22 protein-coding genes are annotated in these 21,579 nt (G+C 70.0%); 20 read left to right on the top strand and 2 right to left on the bottom strand.

The window, feature by feature from the left end:
- Positions 1-28 precede the first annotated feature (28 nt).
- The 13 genes from ffh to IEY55_RS04065 all read left to right on the top strand — a co-directional run bounded on the left by ffh (position 29) and on the right by IEY55_RS04065 (position 10,554).
- On the top strand, positions 29-1,573 hold the full coding sequence (ffh, locus tag IEY55_RS04125) for a signal recognition particle protein (RefSeq protein WP_189054299.1): 1,545 nt from the start codon (positions 29-31) through the stop codon (positions 1,571-1,573).
- A gap of 11 nt (positions 1,574-1,584) precedes the next feature.
- On the top strand, positions 1,585-2,664 hold the full coding sequence (locus IEY55_RS04120) for an amidohydrolase family protein (RefSeq protein ID WP_189053991.1): 1,080 nt from the start codon (positions 1,585-1,587) through the stop codon (positions 2,662-2,664).
- Positions 2,665-3,290: 626 nt separating this feature from the next.
- Positions 3,291-4,067 (top strand): CPBP family intramembrane glutamic endopeptidase, encoded by a 777-nt coding sequence (locus tag IEY55_RS04115; RefSeq protein ID WP_189053989.1) that lies wholly within the window; start codon positions 3,291-3,293, stop codon positions 4,065-4,067.
- A 110-nt stretch (positions 4,068-4,177) separates the two neighbouring features.
- A complete protein-coding gene (locus IEY55_RS04110; RefSeq protein ID WP_229685978.1) occupies positions 4,178-4,981 on the top strand; it encodes a CPBP family intramembrane glutamic endopeptidase in 804 nt (267 codons plus the stop codon).
- Entirely contained in the window at positions 4,981-5,736 is a 756-nt protein-coding gene (locus IEY55_RS04105; protein WP_189054295.1) for a LamB/YcsF family protein, read from the top strand. The genes IEY55_RS04110 and IEY55_RS04105 overlap by 1 nt, the downstream gene beginning before the upstream one ends.
- 187 nt (positions 5,737-5,923) lie before the next feature.
- Positions 5,924-6,391 (top strand): 30S ribosomal protein S16, encoded by a 468-nt coding sequence (rpsP, locus tag IEY55_RS04100; RefSeq protein ID WP_189053987.1) that lies wholly within the window; start codon positions 5,924-5,926, stop codon positions 6,389-6,391.
- Positions 6,388-6,627, top strand: a complete 240-nt coding sequence (locus tag IEY55_RS04095; protein WP_189053985.1) for an RNA-binding protein — start codon at positions 6,388-6,390, stop codon at positions 6,625-6,627. Before rpsP ends, IEY55_RS04095 begins: the two co-directional genes overlap by 4 nt.
- Before the next feature lie 29 nt (positions 6,628-6,656).
- Positions 6,657-7,175, top strand: a complete 519-nt coding sequence (gene rimM, locus IEY55_RS04090; RefSeq protein ID WP_189053984.1) for a ribosome maturation factor RimM — start codon at positions 6,657-6,659, stop codon at positions 7,173-7,175.
- A 5-nt stretch (positions 7,176-7,180) separates the two neighbouring features.
- On the top strand, positions 7,181-7,969 hold the full coding sequence (gene trmD, locus IEY55_RS04085; RefSeq protein ID WP_189053982.1) for a tRNA (guanosine(37)-N1)-methyltransferase TrmD: 789 nt from the start codon (positions 7,181-7,183) through the stop codon (positions 7,967-7,969).
- A 157-nt stretch (positions 7,970-8,126) separates the two neighbouring features.
- A complete protein-coding gene (rplS, locus tag IEY55_RS04080) occupies positions 8,127-8,483 on the top strand; it encodes a 50S ribosomal protein L19 (protein ID WP_189053980.1) in 357 nt (118 codons plus the stop codon).
- Positions 8,484-8,517: 34 nt separating this feature from the next.
- Positions 8,518-9,450 carry a signal peptidase I gene (lepB, locus tag IEY55_RS04075; protein ID WP_189053978.1) on the top strand — a complete coding sequence of 311 codons (933 nt, stop codon included), beginning with the start codon at positions 8,518-8,520 and terminating at the stop codon, positions 9,448-9,450.
- Positions 9,447-10,211 carry a ribonuclease HII gene (locus tag IEY55_RS04070; RefSeq protein ID WP_229685976.1) on the top strand — a complete coding sequence of 255 codons (765 nt, stop codon included), beginning with the start codon at positions 9,447-9,449 and terminating at the stop codon, positions 10,209-10,211. The genes lepB and IEY55_RS04070 overlap by 4 nt, the downstream gene beginning before the upstream one ends.
- A 19-nt stretch (positions 10,212-10,230) precedes the next feature.
- Positions 10,231-10,554, top strand: a complete 324-nt coding sequence (locus IEY55_RS04065; RefSeq protein ID WP_189053976.1) for a DUF2469 domain-containing protein — start codon at positions 10,231-10,233, stop codon at positions 10,552-10,554.
- Positions 10,555-11,120: 566 nt separating this feature from the next.
- On the opposite strand, the gene IEY55_RS04060 is transcribed toward IEY55_RS04065, so the two are convergent.
- On the bottom strand, positions 11,121-11,369 hold the full coding sequence (locus IEY55_RS04060; protein ID WP_189053974.1) for a hypothetical protein: 249 nt from the start codon (positions 11,367-11,369) through the stop codon (positions 11,121-11,123).
- 167 nt (positions 11,370-11,536) lie between these two features.
- On the opposite strand from IEY55_RS04060, the gene IEY55_RS04055 reads away from it, so the two are divergent.
- From IEY55_RS04055 to dprA, 3 genes are read left to right on the top strand one after another with little or no spacing between them, the layout of a single operon-like run.
- Positions 11,537-11,905 (top strand): YraN family protein, encoded by a 369-nt coding sequence (locus tag IEY55_RS04055; protein WP_189053972.1) that lies wholly within the window; start codon positions 11,537-11,539, stop codon positions 11,903-11,905.
- A gap of 1 nt (position 11,906) precedes the next feature.
- On the top strand, positions 11,907-13,418 hold the full coding sequence (locus IEY55_RS04050) for a YifB family Mg chelatase-like AAA ATPase (RefSeq protein ID WP_189053970.1): 1,512 nt from the start codon (positions 11,907-11,909) through the stop codon (positions 13,416-13,418).
- On the top strand, positions 13,415-14,665 hold the full coding sequence (dprA, locus tag IEY55_RS04045) for a DNA-processing protein DprA (RefSeq protein ID WP_189053968.1): 1,251 nt from the start codon (positions 13,415-13,417) through the stop codon (positions 14,663-14,665). Before IEY55_RS04050 ends, dprA begins: the two co-directional genes overlap by 4 nt.
- A 169-nt stretch (positions 14,666-14,834) precedes the next feature.
- Here the strand turns inward: dprA and IEY55_RS04040 are convergent, their stop codons facing one another.
- Positions 14,835-15,746: a helix-turn-helix domain-containing protein gene (locus IEY55_RS04040; RefSeq protein ID WP_229686048.1), complete on the bottom strand. Its 912-nt coding sequence runs from the start codon at positions 15,744-15,746 to the stop codon at positions 14,835-14,837.
- Positions 15,747-16,524: 778 nt separating this feature from the next.
- On the opposite strand from IEY55_RS04040, the gene IEY55_RS04035 reads away from it, so the two are divergent.
- From IEY55_RS04035 to whiG, 4 genes are all read left to right on the top strand, one after another.
- On the top strand, positions 16,525-17,541 hold the full coding sequence (locus IEY55_RS04035; RefSeq protein WP_229685974.1) for an amidohydrolase family protein: 1,017 nt from the start codon (positions 16,525-16,527) through the stop codon (positions 17,539-17,541).
- 99 nt (positions 17,542-17,640) lie between these two features.
- A complete protein-coding gene (locus IEY55_RS04030) occupies positions 17,641-18,543 on the top strand; it encodes a DMT family transporter (RefSeq protein WP_189053964.1) in 903 nt (300 codons plus the stop codon).
- A 370-nt stretch (positions 18,544-18,913) separates the two neighbouring features.
- The gene (locus IEY55_RS04020) at positions 18,914-20,122 is read left to right on the top strand and encodes a tyrosine recombinase XerC (protein WP_229685973.1); all 1,209 of its coding nucleotides are present in this window, start codon (positions 18,914-18,916) and stop codon (positions 20,120-20,122) included.
- The gene (whiG, locus tag IEY55_RS04015) at positions 20,097-21,194 is read left to right on the top strand and encodes an RNA polymerase sigma factor WhiG (RefSeq protein ID WP_229685971.1); all 1,098 of its coding nucleotides are present in this window, start codon (positions 20,097-20,099) and stop codon (positions 21,192-21,194) included. The genes IEY55_RS04020 and whiG overlap by 26 nt, the downstream gene beginning before the upstream one ends.
- Positions 21,195-21,579: the final 385 nt, after the last annotated feature.

The raw sequence follows: 21,579 nt of genomic DNA, 5'->3' as shown, positions 1-21,579 counted from the left end.
TCGACGACGTAGCGAGGTCTGGCGGCACGTGTTCGACACCCTCTCCGATCGGCTCACCTCGGTTCTGAAGAACCTGCGCGGCAAGGGCCGCCTGTCCGAGGCGGACATCGACGCCACCTGCCGCGAGATCCGCATCGCCCTGCTCGAGGCCGACGTCGCGCTCCCCGTCGTGCGGACCTTCATCGCGCACATCAAGGAGCGCGCCAAGGGCACCGAGGTCTCCCAGGCCCTCAACCCGGCCCAGCAGGTCGTCAAGATCGTCAACGAGGAGCTGGTCGGCATCCTCGGCGGCGAGACCCGCCGGCTGAACCTGGCCAAGACCCCGCCGACCGTGATCATGCTCGCCGGCCTGCAGGGCTCCGGTAAGACCACCCTGGCCGGCAAGCTCGCCCGCTGGCTCAAGGAGCAGGGCCACGCCCCGCTGCTGGTCGCCTGCGATCTGCAGCGCCCCAACGCCGTCACCCAGCTGCAGGTGGTCGGCGATCGGGCCGGCGTGCCGGTGTTCGCCCCCGAACCCGGCAACGGCGTCGGCGATCCGGTCTCGGTCGCCCGCAAGAGCGTCGAGCAGGCCAAGCACGCCCAGCACGACGTCGTCGTCATCGACACCGCCGGCCGGCTGGGCATCGACGAGGAGCTGATGCGGCAGGCCGCCGACATCCGCGACGCCGTCCGGCCCGACGAGACCCTGTTCGTGGTCGACGCCATGATCGGCCAGGACGCGGTCACCACGGCCGAGGCGTTCCGCGACGGCGTCGGCTTCACCGGCGTCGTGCTCACCAAGCTCGACGGCGACGCCCGCGGCGGTGCCGCACTCAGCGTCCGGCACGTCACCGGCCAGCCGATCCTGTTCGCCTCCAACGGCGAGCAGCTCACCGACTTCGACGTCTTCCACCCCGACCGGATGGCCAGCCGCATCCTGGGCATGGGGGACGTGCTCACCCTCATCGAGCAGGCCGAGCAGGCGTTCGACGCCAAGCAGGCCGAGCAGACCGCGGTCAAGATCGGCTCCGGCGAGCTGACCCTGGAGGACTTCCTCGAGCAGATGCTCGCCGTGCGCAAGATGGGCCCGCTGGCCAACCTGCTCGGCATGCTGCCCGGTGCCGGCCAGATGAAGGACCAGCTCGCCCAGCTCGACGAGAAGCACCTGGACCGGGTGCAGGCGATCATCCGCGGCATGACCCCGGCCGAGCGCACCGACCCGAAGATGATCAACGCCTCCCGGCGGCAACGCATCGCCCGCGGCTCCGGGGTGGCCGTCAGCGAGGTCAACGACCTGGTCAACCGGTTCTTCGAGGCCCGCAAGATGATGGCCCAGATGGCCGGCCGGTTCGGCCTGCCCGGGGCCGGTGGCGGCAAGTCCAGGGGGAAGAAGGGCAAGAAGGGCAAGAAGGGGAAGAACCGCGGGCCGACGCCGCCCAAGGTGCGTGGCGGCATGCCGGGCCTGCCCGGCGGCATGCCCGATCTGTCCCACCTCCCCGCCGGGCTCAACGAGCTGCCCCCGGGCCTGGGCGGTATGGATCAGCTCCCGCCCGGCTTCGACCCCTCGAAACTGAAGTTCGGCAAGAAGAAGTAGGGGGCGCCGGCATGGCCCTGCACCTGCGCGGCGTGCTGCTCCCCGACGACGAGGCCCGCGACCTGTGGGTGGTCGACGGCCGCGTCCGCACCACACCGGTCCCTACCGCCGAGACCGTCAGCGACGGCGGCTACCTGGTCCCCGGTTTGGTCGACGCGCACTGTCACGTCGGCATCGGCCCCGGTGGTCCGGTCGAGCTGATTGAGGCCGAACTGCAGGCCGTCACCGACCGCGACGCCGGCGCCCTGCTGCTGCGCGACTGCGGATCGCCCACCGACACCCGGCCTCTGCAGGAGCGCATCGACCTGCCCCGGATCATCCGCGCCGGCCGGCACATCGCCCGGCCCCGCCGCTACATCCGCTACCTCGGCGTGGAGCTGGAGGACCCCGAGCAGTTGCCGGCCGCCGTGGCCGAGCAGGCCGCCCAGGGCGACGGCTGGGTCAAGCTCGTCGGCGACTGGATCGACCGCTCGCGGGGGGCCGGCGCCGACCTCGCCCCGCTGTGGCCCGATGACGTGCTGGCCAAGGCCATTCGCGTCGCCCACGACGCCGGCGCCCGCGTCACCGCACACGTCTTCGGCGAGGAGGCCCTTCCCGGCCTGCTCGCCGCCGGGATCGACTGCATCGAGCACGGCACCGGTCTCACCGACGACACCATCGCCGAGATGGCCCACCGGGGCACCGCCCTGGTCCCCACCCTCGTCAACATCGAGAACTTTCCGAGCATCGCCGACGGCGCCAGCAAGTACCCCACCTACGCGGCCCACATGCGCGACCTGCACGCCCGGGTTCGCACCACCGTCAGCAAGGCCGTCGAGGCCGGGATTTCGGTCTACGCCGGGACCGACGCGGGCGGCGGTATCGAGCATGGCCGCATCGCCGACGAGGTGGTCGCACTACACGAGGCCGGCATGAGTACGACCGACGCCCTGGGCGCCGCGTCCTGGGCCGCACGCCGCTGGCTCGGCTGGCCCACCCTCGGCGATGGCGACCCCGCCGACCTCGTGGTCTACCCGACCGACCCCCGCAGGGACCTGGGCGTCCTGCGGCACCCCAGCCGCATCGTGCTGCGCGGTCGCGTTGTCCGCTGACGCCGGAAGGCAGACCCGGAGCCGGCGACCCGTCGCAGCCCGGCGAACCGAGGGGAGTGGGCGCAGTGCCCGACAAGCCGCCTGAGCCAGCTCGGCCCGACCCAGCAGCAACCGCACCGGCAGCGCCTGAATCGCCCGCACAGCCCGACCCTGGATCCGGATCGGAAACGCTCGCATCGCCGAACCCTCCGCGGCCCGGCCCGGCGCCACCCGCGTCACCTGTAGGGTCCGGGCCGGCATCGCCCGAATCGCCTGACCCCGCGCGGCACGCGTCGGTCCCACCCACATCGCAGGCCCCCGCGAGCGCTGACTCCGCGTCGTCCGGAGAGCCGGGACCGGCATCTGCCGAGCCGGGATCATCCACCTCACCCGACCCCGCGCAGCCCCAGGCGGGGTCGCCCGACTCGGCGCCACCCACACGGACCGAAGCAGCACCGCCCCACCTGCCGCAACCTGTTCCCGGGCAACCTGATCCGACGGCGCAGGTACCGGCTCCGGCCGAGCCACCGGCACAGATACCGAGTCCGGCCGATCCGACAACTCAGGTACCGGCGCCAGCCAACCCGTGGGCCCAAACACCGGCTCCCACCCCCGGGCAACCCTCCTGGGCCGCCTATGGCAGCCCCATGCGCGAGGTCGCCGAAGGCCACGACCCGCGGCTGCACGAGCGGTACTGGGAAGCCCAGCTCACCGCCGCCACCCGCGGTGCCCTGCACTGGGGCTTCCTCGCCTTCTTCCTCGGCTACGGCGGCTTCTACCTGGCGAACCTGATCCTCACCGTGGCGCTGTCCCGGCACGTCGCGGCGTTCGATCCCGTCGACCCGCCCCAGCCCGGGCCGATCCTGCTCGTCACCTTCATCCCGAACGCGCTGCTCGGCCTTGCGCCCGCGATCCTGTCCTGGACCCGCGGCCAGGGCCTACGCCGCGACTTCGGCATCATCCCCACCTGGCGCGACCTGCGTATCGGCCTCGCCTGCGGCGCCATCTCGCTCGGCGGCGCCCTGCTGTTCGGCCTGTTCCTGGACAAGCTGCCCGGAAACCATCCGCCTCCCGACAGCGGCGTGGACGGCCTGGCCCGGCTGGCCGAAGGCCAAACCCTGTGGCTGGCCCTCTATGCGCTGCTGATCTTCCTCGGTGCACCACTGACCGAGGAACTGCTCATGCGCGGTGCGCTCTGGGGCGCACTGGAGCACTACCGCGTACCCCGCTACGCCATCCTCCTGCTCACCGCGCTGATCTTCGCTTTCCTCCACGAGGAACCGTTCCGGACCCCCGCCCTGTTCTTCCAAGGCATCGCGATCGGTGCCGCCCGGATGATCACCGGCCGCGTGGCGACCAGCATGATCGCCCACGCGGTGAACAACTTCCTGCCCGCCCTGGTCCTCTTCGCCCTGCTCGGTTGATCCGTTCGGGAAGCAAAACCGCCCACTAGGCTCGACCGCCTGGAGGACACTGGGCGGCGGGGCAAGCGAAGAAGCCGACCAGGCACCCTGCTTGACGTTCGGAGGCGCCTGTGAACGACCCGCAGGTACCCGACCCGCCCGACCAGCAACCGGCGGCCAGACAGCGCCTGCTGGAACCCTCGGGCGTGGACGAGGGACCGGCCAGCGACGAACCACCGCGACATCGCTGGGGATTCGGCGCCTTCCTCCTCGTTGAAGCCGTCTTCCTGCTCGCCTCCGTCTTCGTGGTCATCCCGTTCCGGCCGCCCGGTGCCAACGGAGCCCTGTCCCCGATCGGAATCGTCGTCGCGCTCGTCGTGCCCACGGTCCTCGCCGCTGTCGTCGCGCTCGTCATCACCAGGGTGCGGGGCGACGGCCCGATTCGCGACCTGCGCATCCGCTTCAGCTGGCCGGACATCCGGCTCGGCCTCGCCCTCGGCGTCATCGGCCTGGTACCCACCCTGATCACCGCGCGCCTGTGGGCGTGGTGGGTGGGCGACGACAACGCCAACTCCGCCGTCGGCTCGCTGCTCGACGGGGTGCGGCTGCCACCAGCCCTCGCCGCCCTGGTGTTCCTGCACATCTGGCTGATCGCTCCGATCTGTGAGGAAATCGTCTACCGGGGATTACTGTGGGGAGCGATGGAACGGCTGCGCTGGAGCCGTTGGAGCGCGTTCGTGTTGTCCACCGCGATCTTCACGGTCGGACACCTGGAACCGTCCCGTACCCCGCTGCTGCTCGTCGTGGCCGTGCCCATCGGCCTGGCCCGGCTGCTGACCGGCCGCCTGCCCGCCAGTGTCATCGCCCACCAGGTCAACAACTTCCTGCCCGCCCTCGGCGTGCTGCTCATGGTCTCCGGAGTGATGCCAGCGTGATGCTCGACCTCAACAGCGACCTCGGTGAGGGGTTCGGAATCTGGCGCCTCGGCGACGACGAAGCCCTGCTGGACGTCGTCACCTCGGCAAACGTCGCCTGCGGCTTCCACGCCGGCGACCCGAGCACGATGCGCCGGGTCTGCGTCGCGGCCGCCGCCCGCGGGGTGGCGGTGGGCGCGCAGGTGTCCTACCGGGACCTCGCCGGCTTCGGTCGCCGCTTCATCGACGTCGAGCCCACCGTCCTGGCCGACGAGGTGCTCTACCAGATCGGCGCCCTGGACGCCTGCGCCCGCGCGGCCGGTACCAGCGTCAGCTACGTCAAGCCGCACGGTGCCCTCTACAACACCGTCGTGCACCACGAGAGCCAGGCCGCCGCGGTCGTGGACGGTGTCCGGGCCTTCGGTGACCTGCCCGTGCTGGGCCTGCCGGGCTCGCAACTGCTGGCCACCGCCGAGACGGCCGGGCTGATCGCCGTGGGGGAGGCGTTCGCCGACCGCGGCTACACCCCCGAGGGCACCCTGGTGCCGCGTGGCGTGCCCGGTGCCCTGCTCACCGACACCAAGGCCGTCGTGGAACGCGCGTTGCGACTGGCCGAGAGCGGCGAGATCGTCGCAGTTGACGGCACGGTCATGGCGAGCGCGGCGCGCTCGCTGTGCGTGCACGGCGACACCCCGGGAGCGGTGGCCCATGCCCGTGCCGTGCGGGCGGCGCTGGCCGATGCGGGGATCCAGTTGGCCCCGTTCGCGGCCGCCTGAGGTGGGGTGGAGCGGAGCCGTTTCGTCGGATGCGGGCCCGTCTGGCACAATGGCTGGCTGTCTGCTGCGGGCGGTCCCTCTCACCGCCCCGTGGCCATGCCAACGTCCGAGCGCTCGGACCCGTTGCCCCACACGGGCCACGGGCGCTCACCCGTGAGCAACGAGAGCCTGAGGAGCACTCCGACCCGTGGCCGTCAAGATCAAGCTGATGCGGCTTGGCAAGATCCGTGAGCCGTTCTACCGCATCGTCGTGGCCGACGCCCGTACTCGCCGCAACGGCAAGGCGATCGAGACCATCGGCAAGTACAACCCGATGCAGGAGCCGAGCCTCGTCGAGGTCGACTCGGAGCGGGCCCAGTACTGGCTGGGGGTCGGCGCCCAGCCGACCGAGCCGGTGCAGCGCCTGCTGGAGCTGACCGGTGACTGGCAGCGCTTCAAGGGCCTGCCGGCGCCCGAGGACGCGCTGAAGCAGGCCGAGCCGAAGCCGGACAAGAAGGCCCTGTTCGAGGCGGCGCTGGCCGCCGCGAGCTCCGAGCCGGTCGTGGAGGCCACCACCCCGAAGAAGAAGGGTGGCAAGAAGGCCGACAAGGCCGAGAAGTCGGACAAGGCCGAGAAGCCCGAGGCCGCTGAGAAGGCCGAGGGCGGCGAGGCGTGACCGTCCTCGCGGACGCCCTGGAGCACCTGGTCCGCGGCATCGTCGACCACCCGGACGAGGTCCGGGTCAACCTGGTGACGACGCGTCGCGGCCGCACCCTCGAGGTGCATGTGCACCCCGACGACCTCGGCAAGGTGATCGGGCGCGGCGGCCGGACGGCCACCGCGCTGCGCACCGTCATGGCCGGTATCGGCGGCCGTGGCGTACGCGTCGACGTGGTCGACACCGACCGCTGAGATCACACACCTAGGTGGTTTTCGGACCCATGGACGTCGTCGTCGGCCGTGTCGGAAAGGCACACGGCATCCGCGGTGAGCTGACCGTGGACCCGCGCACCGACTCCCCGGAGGAACGGTTCGCCGAGGGCGCGGCCCTCGTCGCCCGCCTGCCCGACGGCACGTCCCGCACGGTCACCGTGGCAGCCGCCCGGCCGCACGCCGGGCGGCTGCTGGTGCACTTCGAGGGGGTGCCGGACCGCACCGCCGCCGAGTCGTTGCGCGGCGCCCTGCTCACCGTCGACACCGCCGAGCTCCCGCCGATTGGTGACCCCGACGAGTTCTACGACCACGAGCTGGAGGGCCTGGTCGCCGAGCTCGCCGACGGCAGCCGGGTCGGTGTGGTGCGCGAGGTGACCCACGGCCCCGGCGCCGACCTGCTCGTGCTCGAGCGGGACGACGGCGGGGAGGCACTGGTGCCGTTCGTGAGCGAGATCGTCCCGGAGGTGGACGTGGCCGGCGGGCGCCTGCTGCTGACCCCGCCCCCGGGCCTGCTGGACGGGGCCTGAGCAGCGTGCGCATCGACGTCATCACGATCTTTCCCGGCTACCTCGACCCGCTGCGGGAGGCGTTGCTGGGCAAGGCCGTCGACCGCGGGCTGATCGAGATCGGCGTGCACGACCTGCGGGACTGGACGCACGACGTGCACCGGGCCGTGGACGACAGCCCCTACGGTGGCGGTCCCGGCATGGTGATGAAGCCGCAGGTGTGGGGTGCGGCACTGGACGCGGTCTGCGGGACCGACCCGGACCGGCGACCCCGGCTGGTGGTGCCCACCCCGAGCGGCCGCCCGTTCACCCAGGCCGTGGCCCGGGAGTACGCGGCCGAGCCGTGGCTGGTCTTCGCCTGCGGCCGCTACGAGGGCATCGACCAGCGGGTGCTGGACCACTACGCCGAGCGGATGCCGGTCGACGAGGTGTCCATCGGCGACTACGTGCTGGTCGGCGGCGAGGTCGCCGTGCTCGTCATCGTCGAGGCGGTGGCCCGGCTGCTGCCCGGCGTGCTGGGCAACCCCGCCTCCGCGGCCGAGGACTCCTTCTCCGACGGGCTGCTGGAGGGCCCCTGCTACACCCGGCCCGAGGTGTGGCGCGGGCGCGAGGTGCCCGACGTGCTGCGCTCCGGCAACCACGCCGCCATCGCCCGCTGGCGGCGGGACCGGGCCCTGGAACGCACCTTCCACCGGCGGCCGGACCTGCTGGCCGCCCTCCCGCCCGAAGCTCTGGACAGGCACGACCGTAAGCTGGTGGAGCGCCTGCGGGCCGAACACCCCGGGCGCCCGGCCCCACCGGGGCCGATTTCCTGAAGGACGGACCGGTCTGGCACACTGGACCGGTTGCCGCTGCCGGACACCGGTCCGGCGCGCACCGTAGAAGCCCACCCCGTCAGCCGGGTCGAGCCGCCCCCGGCCGCCGGCGGCCGGGGGCCACGAGTCAATGCGAACGGACGAGGACGGACTTCCGATGAACACCCTGGACGCTCTGGACGCCAAGTCGCTGCGTTCCGACATCCCCGACTTCCGCCCGGGCGACACGCTCAAGGTCCACGTCCGCGTCATCGAGGGCTCCCGCGAGCGCGTGCAGGTGTTCCAGGGCGTGGTGATCCGTCGGCAGGGCGGTGGCATCCGCGAGACCTTCACCGTGCGCAAGATCTCCTTCGGCGTGGGCGTGGAGCGCACCTTCCCGGTGCACTCGCCGAACCTCGCCAAGATCGAGGTCGTCACGCGCGGTGACGTGCGTCGCGCCAAGCTGTACTACCTCCGCGAACTGCGCGGCAAGGCCGCCAAGATCAAGGAGAAGCGGGAGACCCCGGCCTCTTGAGCGGGTGGGCGATCTCCTGCCGTAACCTGGCGCCGTGGCCGACGTAGTGTCTTCGCAAGCACCACAGGACGACCCGGACCGTCCCGGCTCCGCCAAGGACGGCGCGACCGCCGACGGGCGGTCCGGGCGTCGCTGGAAGCAGCAGAAGAAAAAGGGCTCCTTCTGGCGGGAACTCCCGCTGCTGGTGCTCATCGCCCTGGTGCTCACCTTCTTGATCCAGAGCTTCATCGCCCGGGTGTACGTGATCCCCTCCGGCTCGATGGAGCAGACGCTGCACGGCTGCGCGGGCTGCGTCAACGACCGGGTCATGGTCGACAAGATCACCTACCATTTCCGTGACCCGGAACCGGGCGACGTGGTCGTCTTCCGCGGTCCGGAGTCCTGGGGCGTGAACGAGATCGGCTCGGCCCGCTCCGACAACCCGGTGGTGCGCTGGTTCCAGGACCTCGGCTCGGCGTTCGGCATCGGCCAGCCGGACGAGCGTGACTTCGTCAAGCGGGTCATCGCCGTGGGTGGGCAGACCGTCGAGTGGGACGAGAAGGCCAAGCGGGTCAAGGTCGACGGCAAGCTGCTCGACGAGCCCTACGTCTACTGGATAGCCGGTACCGGCCCGGAGGACGTCCGCCCCTTCGGCCCGGTCAAGGTGCCCGCGGGGCACCTGTGGATGATGGGCGACAACCGCAACGGGTCGGCCGACTCGCGGGAGCACATGGACGGCTCCGAGCAGGGCACCGTGCCGGTGGACAACGTCATCGGCATTGCCCGGTTCGTCGTGCTGCCCCCACAGCGTTGGCAGGGCATCGACGACCACAACCCGCAGGCGGCGCCGGTGGCCATGAACGCGCCCGCCTGGCAGCAGGGCCTCCCGCTCGGGGCCGGCATCGCCGGGGCGTTCCCCGTGTGGTGGGTCGGACGTAGGCTGCGAGAGGGGATGGCCGATCGGCGCGGGAGGCACGACCAGGGGTGACGGCGGCAGCCGACGTCCTGCGCCCGCCGAGGGCCGTCGTGCGACGCGGCACGGGGAGCTGGGCGCTACAGAGCGCATTGGACCGCCGGGGCCTCGGCCCGGTCGCCGGCGTGGACGAGGCAGGCCGGGGCGCGTGCGCCGGCCCGCTGGTGGTGGCCGCGTGCGTGCTGCGGCCGGGCGACGGCCGGCGGCTCACCGGACTGACCGACTCCAAGCTGCTCACCCCGCCGGCCCGGGACCGGATCTACGACCAGGTCGTGGCCCGTGCCCTGAACTGGTCGGTGGTGGTGATCCCGGCGGCCGAGGTGGACGGGCTCGGGGTGCACGTGGCGAACCTGGAGGGCATGCGACGGGCGGTCGCCGGGCTGACCGAGCACCCCGGCTTCGTGCTCACCGACGGGTTCCGGGTGCCGGGCCTGACCGCGCCGAGCGTGGCCGTGGTGAAGGGCGACAAGGCGGCGGCGTGCGTGGCGGCCGCCTCGGTGCTGGCGAAGGTCACCAGGGACCGCATCATGGCCAAGCTGCATGCGGAACTGCCGGTGTACGGGTTCGATGTGCACAAGGGCTACTGCACGGCCGAGCACAACGCCGCGTTGAGCACGCACGGACCGAGCGCCGAGCACCGGTGGTCGTACGTGAACGTGGCGGCGGCGGGCGCGGAGCACGGGATGCGGCCACCACACCGGGTGGCGCGCGCCGGTGTCCTGGCGTCAGTGGTGAACAATGGGGCACCCCGTGCCGCGGGGTCCGGCGGTTGCTGACAGGAGGAGCGCGGCGGCGATGAGCGCGGAGGATCTCGAGAAGTACGAGACCGAGATGGAGCTGCAGCTCTACAAGGAGTACCGCGACATCGTCGGCCAGTTCTCCTATGTCGTGGAGACCGAGCGGCGCTTCTACCTGGCCAACGCGGTGGACGTGCAGGTGCGCAACGCCGAGGGCGAGGTGTACTTCGAGGTGCGCATGTCCGACGCCTGGGTGTGGGACATGTACCGCCCGGCCAGGTTCGTGAAGAACGTCCGGGTGATCACCTTCAAGGACGTCAACGTCGAGGAGCTGGACAAGCCCGAGCTGCGGCTGCCCGAGGGCGGCCCCTTCGGCGCGTGATCCGCTGGGCCGCCTCGTCCCCGAATACTGCCCGTTCGGCTGATCTTTTACCGCTCTCGGATGACCCCCGCTGGTCGGGTTCACGCTGCTTGCTGCGCGATTCCGGGTGGTTCGCACGGGCCTGGCCCTGGCGACCTGCGCGCGGCCGCGCCGCGGGCGCCTGCTTGATCGGCTGGCTTGCGCCACCCTGCGCCCCGACTCCCTGCGTGGCCCTGCTGCAGGACGGTCCGAACCCGCCCGCCCCATGCGGTGCGTCGGTTCCCCGCCGAGCCACGGGCCCCGCGCTGTCGCCCTCGTGGTGGTCCTGCTGTCCGGCCCTCCCGCCTGTCGGCAGGCACCTACCTGGAAAGAGCCTCATCCGGCAGATACCTGCCTGCCGACCACCAGCTGTACGTCTGCGGAGGACGCTCGTGGCTGACTGCGTTCCCCGTCTTGGCCTCCAGGGCTGAATGGGGCATCTCGCCAGGCCCGCCAGTCGCCTCATCGCCAAGCTCCTGGCAGCGCGGCATCCGGGCCCATCTGCCGGCCGAACTTGGCCTCGCTCTCGGCAGCCTTTGGCTGCCCGCTCAGCCTTGCTGCTCTTCGTAGCTGCTCTCCTCCTGGCCAAGCCTTCCCGTCTGCCGGAGCCTCGGCGCTCCCGACAGCCCCTTGTCGCTGGCCAAACGCCCCCGCTCTTTGGTTCGACCAAGGCCCTCCTGCGCCAGACGTGGGTGAGGCAGCCCGGATTTTCCTGTTCCCGAAGCGTTTTCCTGGCCCATCTGTTCGATACCAGCCTCACCGCGCCTGAGCTGGTCAATGATCACTGCTCCGCGCATATACCACTCCTCTCCTCAACTTCCTAGACATTCACCGAATGGTGCTCCGAGTTATCCACAACCCCTCTACCTATCCACAGCCGAGCACCTCGCGCTGGCGCCTTCCCTCCCCGCCCGGCAAGGTCGACCGCGAAAGATCGACAACCGACGCCGGGAAGGAAGATCCCATGGAGAGCACCAAGCCCAGCCCCGCGGACCTCGGCCGCCGTGGCGAGGACCTCGCAGCGGACTACCTCGAAGAACGCGGTCTGGCAGTGTTGTCCCGCAACTGGCGGGGCCGCGAAGGCGAGCTCGACATCGTCGCCAGCGACGGGGAACGCCTCGTGATCTGCGAGGTGAAAACCCGGGCCGGCCCCAACTGGGGCGAGCCCGGGGAAGTCCTCACCCGCCGCCAGCGTCGTCGGCTGCGGCGCGCCGCCCTGGAATGGCTCGCCGTCCACCGTGTCCCGTGGTGCGAGGTCCGGTTCGACCTGGTGGCGGTGCTCTGGCCGCCGGACGCGCCCGCCCGCGTCGAACACCGCGAAGGAGTGTTCTGACATGGCACTCGCCCGGGCCTGGTCGGTCGCGTTGTCCGGCGTGAGCGGCATCCCCGTCGAGATCGAAGCGGACATCGGGCGCGGCCTGTCCAGCGTCCAGCTCGTCGGCCTGCCTGACACGAGCCTGAATGAGGCCAAGACCCGACTGTGCGCGGCGGTGCGCAACAGTGGAGAGGAGTGGCCGTCCCAGCGCGTCACGCTCAATCTCTCGCCGGCCACGCTCCCGAAGAACGGAAGCGGCTACGACCTGGCACTGGCGGTTGCCGTCCTGGCCGGTGCCCAGGCGGTCCCGCAGGCACCGCTGGAGTTCACCGTCCTCGTCGGTGAACTGGCGCTCGACGGCCGCGTGCGGCCCGTGCGCGGGGTCCTGCCCGGCCTCCTCGCGGCCCGGAACGCCGGCCTGCGCCGGGCCGTCGTTCCGGAGTCCGCCATGGCCGAGGCCGCGCTGGTCGAGGACATGGAGGTGCTGGGCGCCCGCTGCCTGCACGAGGTACTCGCCTGGCTGCGTGGCGAGCCGGACAGCCTGCTCACACCCGGTGATGCAGTACCGGCCGAACCACCGTCCATCCCGGACCTGGCCGATGTGGTGGGCCAGCCCGAGGCCCGCTGGGCGCTGGAGGTCGCCGCCGCCGGCGGTCACCACCTCCTGCTCATCGGGCCACCCGGAACCGGTAAGACCATGCTTGCCCAACGTCTCACCGGCCTGCTGCCACCCCTGACCCCAGACGAAGCCCTCCAGGTTACCGCGATCCACTCGGTGGCCGGCATGCTGACCTCCGACGCACCGCTGATCACCACGCCGCCGTTCGTGGCGCCCCACCACGCGACCTCGGTGGCCGCACTGGTGGGCGGGGGCGGCGGCCTCGCCCGGCCGGGTGCGGTGAGCTGTGCCCACCGGGGCGTCCTCGTCATCGACGAGGCGTGCGAGATGGGGCCGAAGCGCCTCGAGGCGCTTCGCACCGCACTGGAAGAAGGCGAGGTACGGCTGGCCCGCCGAGATGGAGTCGTCCGCTACCCCGCACGCTTCCAACTCGTCCTGGCCACGAACCCGTGCCCCTGCGCGCCGGCACGGGACACGAACTGCATCTGCCTCCCGAACGCCCGCCGCCGGTACCTTTCCCGGCTGTCCGGACCCCTGCTCGACCGAGTGGACCTTCGGGTACGCATGCGTCCGCTGACCGCGATGTCCACAGCGGACATCCAGCCGGAATCGACCGAAGTGGTCCGGAAGAGGGTGCACCAGGCTCGAGCCATCGCCGCCGAACGGTGGAGCGAGCACGGTTGGTTGTGCAACGCCGAGGTGCCGGGGCCGGCACTGCGACGCCAGTTCGCCCTGCCCCGCAAGGTCACCGCGCTGCTCGACCGCAGCCTCAACACGGGCACCCTCACCGGCCGCGGTGCCGACCGGTGCCTCCGCGTCGCCTGGACACTCGCCGACCTGGCCGGGGCCGAGCGGCCCGACGCAGACCACGTCGCCGCCGCACTGGAGTTTCGGGAACGGAGGGTGACATGACTCCGGGAGAGCGTGAGCTCCTCCTGGCGCGGGCCTACCTGCTTCGCGTCGCCGAGCCACCGGCCCTCGGCCTGACACGACTGATCGCCGAGGTCGGGCCGGTTGGCGCGGCCAGGCTGGTCCGTACCGGGGAGGCGCCGCCGGAAACCAGCGGCGAGACCGACGCAAGGGGCGACCTGTGGCGTCCGGAGGAAGACCTGGCATCGGCCGAGTCGGTAGGCGCCCGCCTCGTCACACCGGAGCACGACGAATGGCCGAGCTGGGCGTTCAACGCCTTCGATCTCGCGGTGGCGCGTGGACACCACCATCTCGTCGGCCCGCTCGCACTCTGGGTGCGTGGCGAGGCGCGGCTTGCCGACCTCGCCGAACGCGCGGTCTCCATAGTGGGTGCCCGGGCTGCCACCGACTATGGCGAGTGCGTGGCCGGCGAACTCGCCAACAACCTGGTCCAGCATGGAATCACCGTTGTCTCGGGAGCGGCGTACGGCATCGACGGCGCGGCGCATCGCGGCGCGCTGGCCGGGGACGGCCCGACCGTCGCATTCCTGGCCTGCGGGATAGACATCGGCTACCCCGCGGGCCACCGCCTCCTCCTCGACCACGTGGCGAAAAGTGGCGCTGTCGTGAGCGAGTACCCGCCCGGGACCTCCGCGGCACGGCACCGCTTTCTCGTCCGAAACCGGCTGATCGCCGGCTTCTCCGACGGAACCGTGGTCGTGGAAGCCGGAGCCCGCAGCGGTTCCCGCAACACCGCCGCAACCGCCCGAACCCTCGGGCGCGTCGTGATGGCCATGCCGGGTCCGGTCACCTCGGCGATGTCAGTCGGCTGCCACGCGCTTCTCCGCGAACAGGAAGCAGATCTCGTCACGAGGGTAGCGGAGGTCATCGAATCCATCGGCCGCTTCGGCACCGATCTCGCCGCCGAACCCAAGGTCGCCCGGCGACCCACCGACGACCTCGATCCGGAAACACTTCGGGTCTTCGACGCGCTGCCACTCCGCGGCGGTCGTAGCCCCGAGGAGGTCGCGCGCGACTCGGGCGTACCGCTCAACCGTGTCCGTGCCCTCCTCCCGACACTGGAGCTCGCCCGACTCGCCGAACGCCACCCCGAAGGCTGGCGCTGCGCCCGACCACCCCGCCCGGCGCCGAACAAGCCAAATAAGTCACCCCGCGCTGGAACCATGGCCCCCGCAACGCCTGCGCGTCCCCCACCGCTCCCGAGCGCAGGCGCTGGCATCCGAAGCTGACCACGCCACCACCCGTCCCCGCGGGCTATCCCGGTGCGCCAGACCAAGATCACCTCATTGTGTGAGAAACAATGAGTTGGGTGAAGATGGCAGTCAGAATCACGGCGCCACGGTAGTTCACGGCGTGCTCATCGTACCTGGTTGCTGCAGCGGGCGCTCGAGGTTATTCCTATTTTGCGTTGATGTGGCGGAATACGGGGTTGTTTGCGGTTCGCCATTGTCGGGGTGATACGCCGTATGCGGTTCGGAATGTTCGGCTGAAGTGTGCGGCGTCGACGAAACCCCACTGGTGCGCGATGGCCGCTATGGTCTGGGTGGCGAGATTCGGCCTGGCGAGCGTCCTACGGCAGGCGTCCAGCCTGCGTTGGCGGATCCACGCGCCGACGGTGGTGTCCTGCCCGGCGAAGAGAATGTGCAGGTAGCGAGTGGAGATGCCGAAGTGTTGTGCGATGAGTGCAGGTCGAAGCGCGGGGTTGGCGAGGTTCCGTTCGATGAAGGCGTGGACGCTGGGCAGTAGCGGGTGGGACGCCAGGGAGAGGGTTCCGCCTTCGGTGACCTCCCTGGCCGCCACGGCGAGTAGCTCCAGCGTGGCGACGTCGAGTGCGGGAGAGGCAGCGTAGGAATCGGCCTCGGTGGCCAACCTGGTCAAGAAGGGCGACAGCAGGCGCCCGATTGCCTCATCTCGCCGAATCGTTGCTCCCCTTATCCGGTGCACGGAACGGACCGGCAGTGGAAACGAGTGTCGCGGCACCATGTACACGGCGAACCGAAGTGGTCCACCGGAGTCCAGGACATTCGGGTGGTCGGTATCCCAGAAGACGAGGTCCCCGGGCCGGAGCAGTGCCTCCCGACCGCTCTGGGCTACGACGGATCTGCCGTCGAGCTGTAGGGCCACCGCGAAATGATCCCTTGGTGATCGGGAGATCGACTCGCGGCTCCGAACGATACGAAGGCCGCGGTTGGCAGCAACGGTGGCGACCTCGAGCGTTCCGATGCTGTGAGCGGTGATACTGCCGATCAAGGATTCACTGGACTCACTGTTCCGCACGGAGACGTTCAACGGTAGGAAGGTCTGGCACATGACGTCTTGCCAGTAGGATTCGCGGTCCTGAGGTCTCTGGGTGGCCGTGGTGAGGGTGACCCGCATCGGTGCTCCAACGGAGGTTCAGGTAGCGACAGTCTTGGCGACGTTGTTGTGGACTTTCACGACCATCGCCTGATTGGGTGATATTTGCTGTTGCGGATGGTCATCAGGCTTCGCCCGTGGAGGGCCACGGCAGTGTCGACGGCGAACGGAGGGCCTGACGTGGTAGGCCCGCTCGAAGGACATCACGACACCACCGGTGGGCACGCCTCGTCAACGAAACGACACGATTTGTGGTGCAGGTGTGGGGAGTCGGGGTGGAAAGATCGGCGACGTCCGCATCGCCGTGAGCTGGCCGGAGACACGATCAACGCTTGTTGAGTCCTGATTCAGGTTGTCCGGTGCGATTGCTGACGGCGAGCCCGTTGTCCTGGCAGCGGCGGGTGGCGCGGGACGAGACATCTGGTGTATGTCCAGCGTTGGTGTGCTCGTCGACAGCCGTCAAGATTGACGAAACCTGCCGCAGCGTCCTTCGCTAACCGGCAAATCAATGTTCCCTGTTGAGCAAGTGACGTCCCCGGAGAAAACTACGCTCACCGATGCGCACGCCGAGACACAGGATCTTCAACCCTGTTCGCCGGTCGCCGCGACTCGTTCGTCCTCGTAGCGGGGACGAATGGTCGCACCGATGTGAGTTTCGGTGCACGCACCGGACACGCTCTGACTGGGACGTTGTTGACGTGCGTCCCCTGACTTCGATGGGGAGACTGAAGCGTTGTCGAATCTACCGAAGATCGCTTTGGAGGAGCATTTTATTGCTCCGACCGACGTTCGCGACGGTTCAACGGAGATGGATCCCCTCCGGCAGGCGTCCTCGATCGGGGTGGATGGCAGGTTCTTCGCCGCTGTCCTCGACCAACTCGTTGACGTCGGTTGGGAGCGGATCGCCAGGATGGGCCATGCTGGCATCGATGTGGCGATCCTGTCGCTGACCAGCCCTGGTGTGCAAGCGCTCCGTGATCCGGCCGAAGCGGTGAGCATCGCGGGTGCCGTCAACGACTTTCTGGCGGACGTAGTGGCCAAGTTCCCTGACCGGTTCGCCGGATTTGCCACGCTTCCACTGCAGGATCCGGAGGCTGCGGCGGCCGAGTTGGAACGTTGTGTGAACCGCTTGGGGTTCAAAGGCGCAATGATCAACGGCTACACCAACCGTGCGGACGATGGAGCCAGCTACCTCGACGAGCCGCAATATCTGGAGTTCTGGGATTCGGTCAACGACCTCGGGGTTCCCATCTATCTCCATCCACGGGCACCGCTGGCCGATCAGCAGCGGATATATCAGGACCACCCGCAGCTCGTCGGCGCGGTATGGGGATTCGGGGTGGAGACGGCAACCCATGCGCTACGTTTGGTCTTCAGTGGCTTGTTCGACCGACTTCCCCGTCTGACGGTCATCCTCGGACACCTCGGCGAGATGCTGCCATACTTTTCCTGGCGGATTCAGAACTGCTTCGAGCACAACCCGTTCGGTGGCAAGCTCGACAGGACGATAACGGAGTATCTCTCCGGCAACTTCTACCTTACGACCAGCGGAGCCTTCCACGACCAGGCGCTCCTCTGCGCGGCGCTCACCGTGGGTGTCGACCGACTCCTGTTCGCCACGGACTACCCCTACGAGTCCATGGAGCAGGCGGCTCGATGGCTCGAGCAAGCATCCATCAGCGAAAACGATCGCCGAAAGATTGCCCACGGCAATGCCCGTCAACTCCTGGGCATCAAGACCAGCCGGTGACGAACGCGCCACGACTGTTCGCCCAGCAACGGCCCCTCGGCTCGAACACGGCTTGTTCAGCGGCGTGGTGCGTGACGTGCTCGAGTGAAGGAAACCCACATGCAGCCGACAAGTGTTCTCCGGCTACTTCTCCTCACCGGATTATGGGGATCGAGCTACCTGCTGATCAAGCTCTCGTTGGGCGCAACGAGTCCCTTCGGGGTTCTGTTGGGCAGGCTGGTGCTCGGAGCCGGGTTCCTGGTCGCCGTCACCTCCCTCCGACGCCAGCCACTGCCCAGATCGCCAAGGCTCTGGGGCTACCTCACAATCGCCGCGATCTTCGCCAACATGGTTCCCTACTTTCTCCTCGCCTGGGCGGGGCAGCGAGTGCCGTCCGCGCTCGCTGGCGTCCTGAACTCGACGACGCCGCTTTTCACGTACGTGATGGCGATCGCGCTCGGTGAACGGGCCCAGCGGCACCGAATAGTTGGGCTGCTGCTGGGACTGTTGGGTGTTGCGGTACTTCTCGCCCCCTGGCGGTCCGCGACGTCCCACGTATCCTGGACCGCCAGCGCGGCGTGCTTGGTAGCAGCGGCAAGTTACGGCGTGTCGTATATCTATATCGGACGTTTTCTCACTGGGGCCAGTGGTAATCAATGTCCGCTGTTGGCAGCCTCCGCTGGCCAGCTGGTCGCGGCCTCCGCCGTCGTCACCACTGCGCTTCCGTTCGTCGGACCGATTGCGCTGACTCCCGGCTGGACTGGGGTTGTCGCACTGCTGGTTCTCGGTGTCCTCGTGACGGGCGCCGCCAACCTCCTCAAGTACCGCCTGATCGCCGACGAGGGCCCGACCGCTGCCTCAACCGTGATCTACCTGCTTCCGCTGGTGGCGGTCACCATGGGCGTACTTGCGGGCGAGGCGTTGGGCTGGCACATCTATCTCGGGGCCGGCGTCGTGCTCGTCGGAGTCGTACTCGCCAACCAACCGCAGCCAGCAAGCCAAGCGACTGGGCAGATCCGTTGACCGCTCATCGAAGGGCGATCCACCGGCAGGCTTCCACAGGCTGGCCGTCAGTGCGCTCTGCTTCGGTGGGGGACCCAGGTCAACGCCGCCAGCACCCCCGTGCCACTCGGGTCCACAGCCGACCATTGTTCGGCCACCCGACCTGAGATCGCCGAGACCCTGGGGAGAGTGGAGAGCCCGTCCCGAGTGAGAACCAGCCGGGTTCAGCCAGCCCGCTGAACGCCGGCCGGGACACCACAACCGGCCCCGGAGGAACTCTCACCGGCACGGGCCCGGGAGACGGCGCGGAATGGCGATCTGGGTTCCGATGTGGGCTGGTCGGAGTGGCGATGCTTGACCAGGGCGTCGGTCGGGCGCAGCGTCTTGCGGCATGGCTGGGCGTCGTGGTCAAGGTCGGAGGGATCTGCGGCGGGCGCGGGAGCGGCTGCCCGCGGAGCTTGCCGGGGTGGTTGACGCGTTCGAGCGGCACCTGCGGTTTGAGCGAGGACTTTCCGCGCACACGGTGCGGGCCTACGTCGGCGATGTGGTGTCTCTGCTCGACCACTTGAGCGGTCCTGCGCAAGTGGCTGGCGCCGGGCCCGAGGCGAGCGGGCCCGAACAGGGTGCCGAGAGCGCGCCCGAGAGGAGCACGACCGGGAAGGGCGCAGGCAGCGGATTGGAGGCAAGCGAGTACCGGGACGACACGGGCGGAGTATCCGAGCCCGCTGTGCGCGAGGAGCGTGGTCGCGGCAAGCCTGCCCGGGAGGACAGCGAGCCCGATAAGAAGTCCCCCGGCACTCCCGGCGGCCTCGGCCAGCCGGCTGGGCCGGGGCTGGAAAGGCTGGATCTCGCGGCACTGCGGGCTTGGCTGGCCGACCTGCGCGAGGAGGGAGCCAGCCGGACGAGCCTGGCCCGGCGGGCGGCGGCGGCACGAGCGTTCACCGCGTGGGCCGCGCGGAGCGGGTGGCTGCCAACGGACCCGGGGGCGCGGCTGGCCGCTCCGCGGCCCCAGCGAAGGCTGCCGGCGGTGCTGAAGCAGGAGCAGGCCGCGGCGGTGATGGCGGCCTCGGAGCGCGGCGCTGTGGAGGACGAGCCGGTTGCACTCCGTGACCATGCGGTGGTGGAGTTGCTCTACGCGTCCGGGGTGCGGGTGTCCGAGCTTTGCGGCCTGGACGTCGATGACGTCGATCTTGGGCGCCGGGTGGTGCGGGTGTTGGGCAAAGGCGGACGCGAGCGGGTCGTGCCGTTCGGTGAACCGGCCGCGCGGGCGGTGCGCGCGTGGCTGTCCCGAGGCCGCTCCGCCCTGGTCAGGACCGGTTCGCCGGCCGCGTTGTTCCTCGGCGCCCGGGGTGGTCGGCTGGGCCCGCGGACCGCGCGGCGGGTGGTGTACGACGCCGTCTCGGCGGTACCCGAAAGCGTCCGGACGGGGCCGCACGGACTACGGCACTCGGCGGCCACGCACCTGCTGGAAGGGGGAGCCGACCTCCGCAGCGTTCAGGAGCTACTTGGTCACGCTACGCTCGCATCGACCCAGCTCTACACCCACGTCACCGTCGAACGGTTGAAGGCGATTCATGACCGAACCCACCCCCGTACCTGATGATGCCGGGGGAGGTTCCCGCACGGCAGCGCCGCCCACCGGGCGCACGTCGCAGCGGCGGCCCGTGCGGGACGACGGCGCCGGCACGGCCGGGTCCGTGCACGCCGCTCCAGACCGGGCCAGAGCTGCCGCGCACACGGGCGGTGATCGCCCCCCGGCGGAAGGCACGGAGCCGCAGCCCGACGAGGTGCGGGCCGAGCCCGCGCCCAGCGGTGCGGCCCAGGATGATTCCGAGCCGGTACGGTCGGCAGCGGCCGCGCCACCGGCGTCCGGGGAGCGGGCCGGATCGGGGGACCAACGCAGCCCCCACGAGGTGGAAGCCGGGATCGTCGCGTTGTGGCGGGCATATGGGCGCAGCGGGGAGCATGCCTTGCGGGATCGGCTGGTGCTGCACTACGCGCCCTTGGTCAAGTACGTGGCCGGCCGGGTCGGCACCGGCCTGCCCTCGCACGTCGACGTTGCGGATTTGGTGCAGTCCGGGATTTTCGGTCTGGTCGACGCGATCGAGAAGTTCGAGCCCGAGCGCGGGTTGAAGTTCGAGACCTACGCGATGCAGCGGATCCGGGGCGCGATCCTGGACGACCTTCGCGCGCAGGACTGGGTGCCGCGTTCCGTCCGCAGTCGCGCCCGGGACGTGGAACGTGCGCTGGAGCGGCTGGAGGCCCGCCTGCAGCGCACCGCAACCGACGCCGAGCTGGCCGCGGAGCTGGGCATCTCCGTCGCCGAGCTGCGCGAGCTGTACGCGCAGCTGCAGCTGACCAGCGTGGTCGCGTTGGACGAGCTCATCGCGGCGGGACGCGGCAGCGCCTCGCTGGCCGAGACCCTGCCGGACGACCGGGCCGAGGACCCGGTCGCCGCGCTGGTGGACCAGGACAGCCGGCGCCAGCTCGCCGATGCCATCGCCCAACTCAGCGAGCGGGACCGGATCGTGGTGACCCTGTACTACTTCGAGAACCTCACCCTCGCCGAAATCGGTCGCGTGCTGGGCGTGACGGAGTCCCGGGTGTGCCAACTGCACACCCGTGCGGTGCTGCGACTGCGAGCAAAGCTCGCCGAGCAGAACGACGCCTGACCGGACTACAGCGCTGCTGTGACCTGGCCGCTCGATCTCGTTTGGCGGGCCTCTGGTGGCTCTGGCTGGTTCTTGACGGGAAGGCGTTCGCACCGAGAGCTCGCTTCAGGCTTGGTGGTAGCGAAGCAGGCGGAGCGCGTCTCGGCAGGAGCGCCAACGTCATCAGTGCCGGATGGGTTGTGCCAGACACCGGCCGTCTCTGCCGCCCTTGCGTCGCCGGCGTCAGCAACCGGTGTCCGAGGCGCCGGCCGGTGGACGAGCACTCTGGATCGAACCGGGACCGTGTTCGTTTCCTCGGCAAGGCCCCGCGAGGTTCGTGTGATGCCGGGGAGCGAGGTAGCCAAACGAGCTGGTGGGGCACTGGCGTGTCCCACGATGAGAGACG

Origin of the sequence: Longimycelium tulufanense, assembly GCF_014645795.1 — a bacterium.
GTDB lineage: Bacteria > Actinomycetota > Actinomycetes > Mycobacteriales > Pseudonocardiaceae > Longimycelium > Longimycelium tulufanense.
The sequence above is the reverse complement of the archived record's forward strand: the minus strand, read 5'-3'. Positions and strand labels throughout refer to the sequence as shown.

Bases quoted from the DNA above. Each gene is read 5' to 3' on its own strand.
- IEY55_RS04030 (WP_189053964.1), top strand. From the start codon at position 17,641: ATGCAGCCGACAAGTGTTCTCCGGCTACTTCTCCTCACCGGATTATGG.
- IEY55_RS04115 (WP_189053989.1), top strand. From the start codon at position 3,291: ATGCGCGAGGTCGCCGAAGGCCACGACCCGCGGCTGCACGAGCGGTAC.
- rimM (WP_189053984.1), top strand. From the start codon at position 6,657: ATGGACGTCGTCGTCGGCCGTGTCGGAAAGGCACACGGCATCCGCGGT.
- dprA (WP_189053968.1), top strand. From the start codon at position 13,415: ATGACTCCGGGAGAGCGTGAGCTCCTCCTGGCGCGGGCCTACCTGCTT.
- IEY55_RS04120 (WP_189053991.1), top strand. From the start codon at position 1,585: ATGGCCCTGCACCTGCGCGGCGTGCTGCTCCCCGACGACGAGGCCCGC.
- rplS (WP_189053980.1), top strand. From the start codon at position 8,127: ATGAACACCCTGGACGCTCTGGACGCCAAGTCGCTGCGTTCCGACATC.
- IEY55_RS04060 (WP_189053974.1), bottom strand. From the start codon at position 11,369: ATGCGCGGAGCAGTGATCATTGACCAGCTCAGGCGCGGTGAGGCTGGT.
- IEY55_RS04055 (WP_189053972.1), top strand. From the start codon at position 11,537: ATGGAGAGCACCAAGCCCAGCCCCGCGGACCTCGGCCGCCGTGGCGAG.
- IEY55_RS04040 (WP_229686048.1), bottom strand. From the start codon at position 15,746: ATGTGCCAGACCTTCCTACCGTTGAACGTCTCCGTGCGGAACAGTGAG.
- IEY55_RS04065 (WP_189053976.1), top strand. From the start codon at position 10,231: ATGAGCGCGGAGGATCTCGAGAAGTACGAGACCGAGATGGAGCTGCAG.
- IEY55_RS04105 (WP_189054295.1), top strand. From the start codon at position 4,981: ATGCTCGACCTCAACAGCGACCTCGGTGAGGGGTTCGGAATCTGGCGC.
- IEY55_RS04020 (WP_229685973.1), top strand. From the start codon at position 18,914: ATGGCTGGGCGTCGTGGTCAAGGTCGGAGGGATCTGCGGCGGGCGCGG.
- IEY55_RS04050 (WP_189053970.1), top strand. From the start codon at position 11,907: ATGGCACTCGCCCGGGCCTGGTCGGTCGCGTTGTCCGGCGTGAGCGGC.
- whiG (WP_229685971.1), top strand. From the start codon at position 20,097: ATGACCGAACCCACCCCCGTACCTGATGATGCCGGGGGAGGTTCCCGC.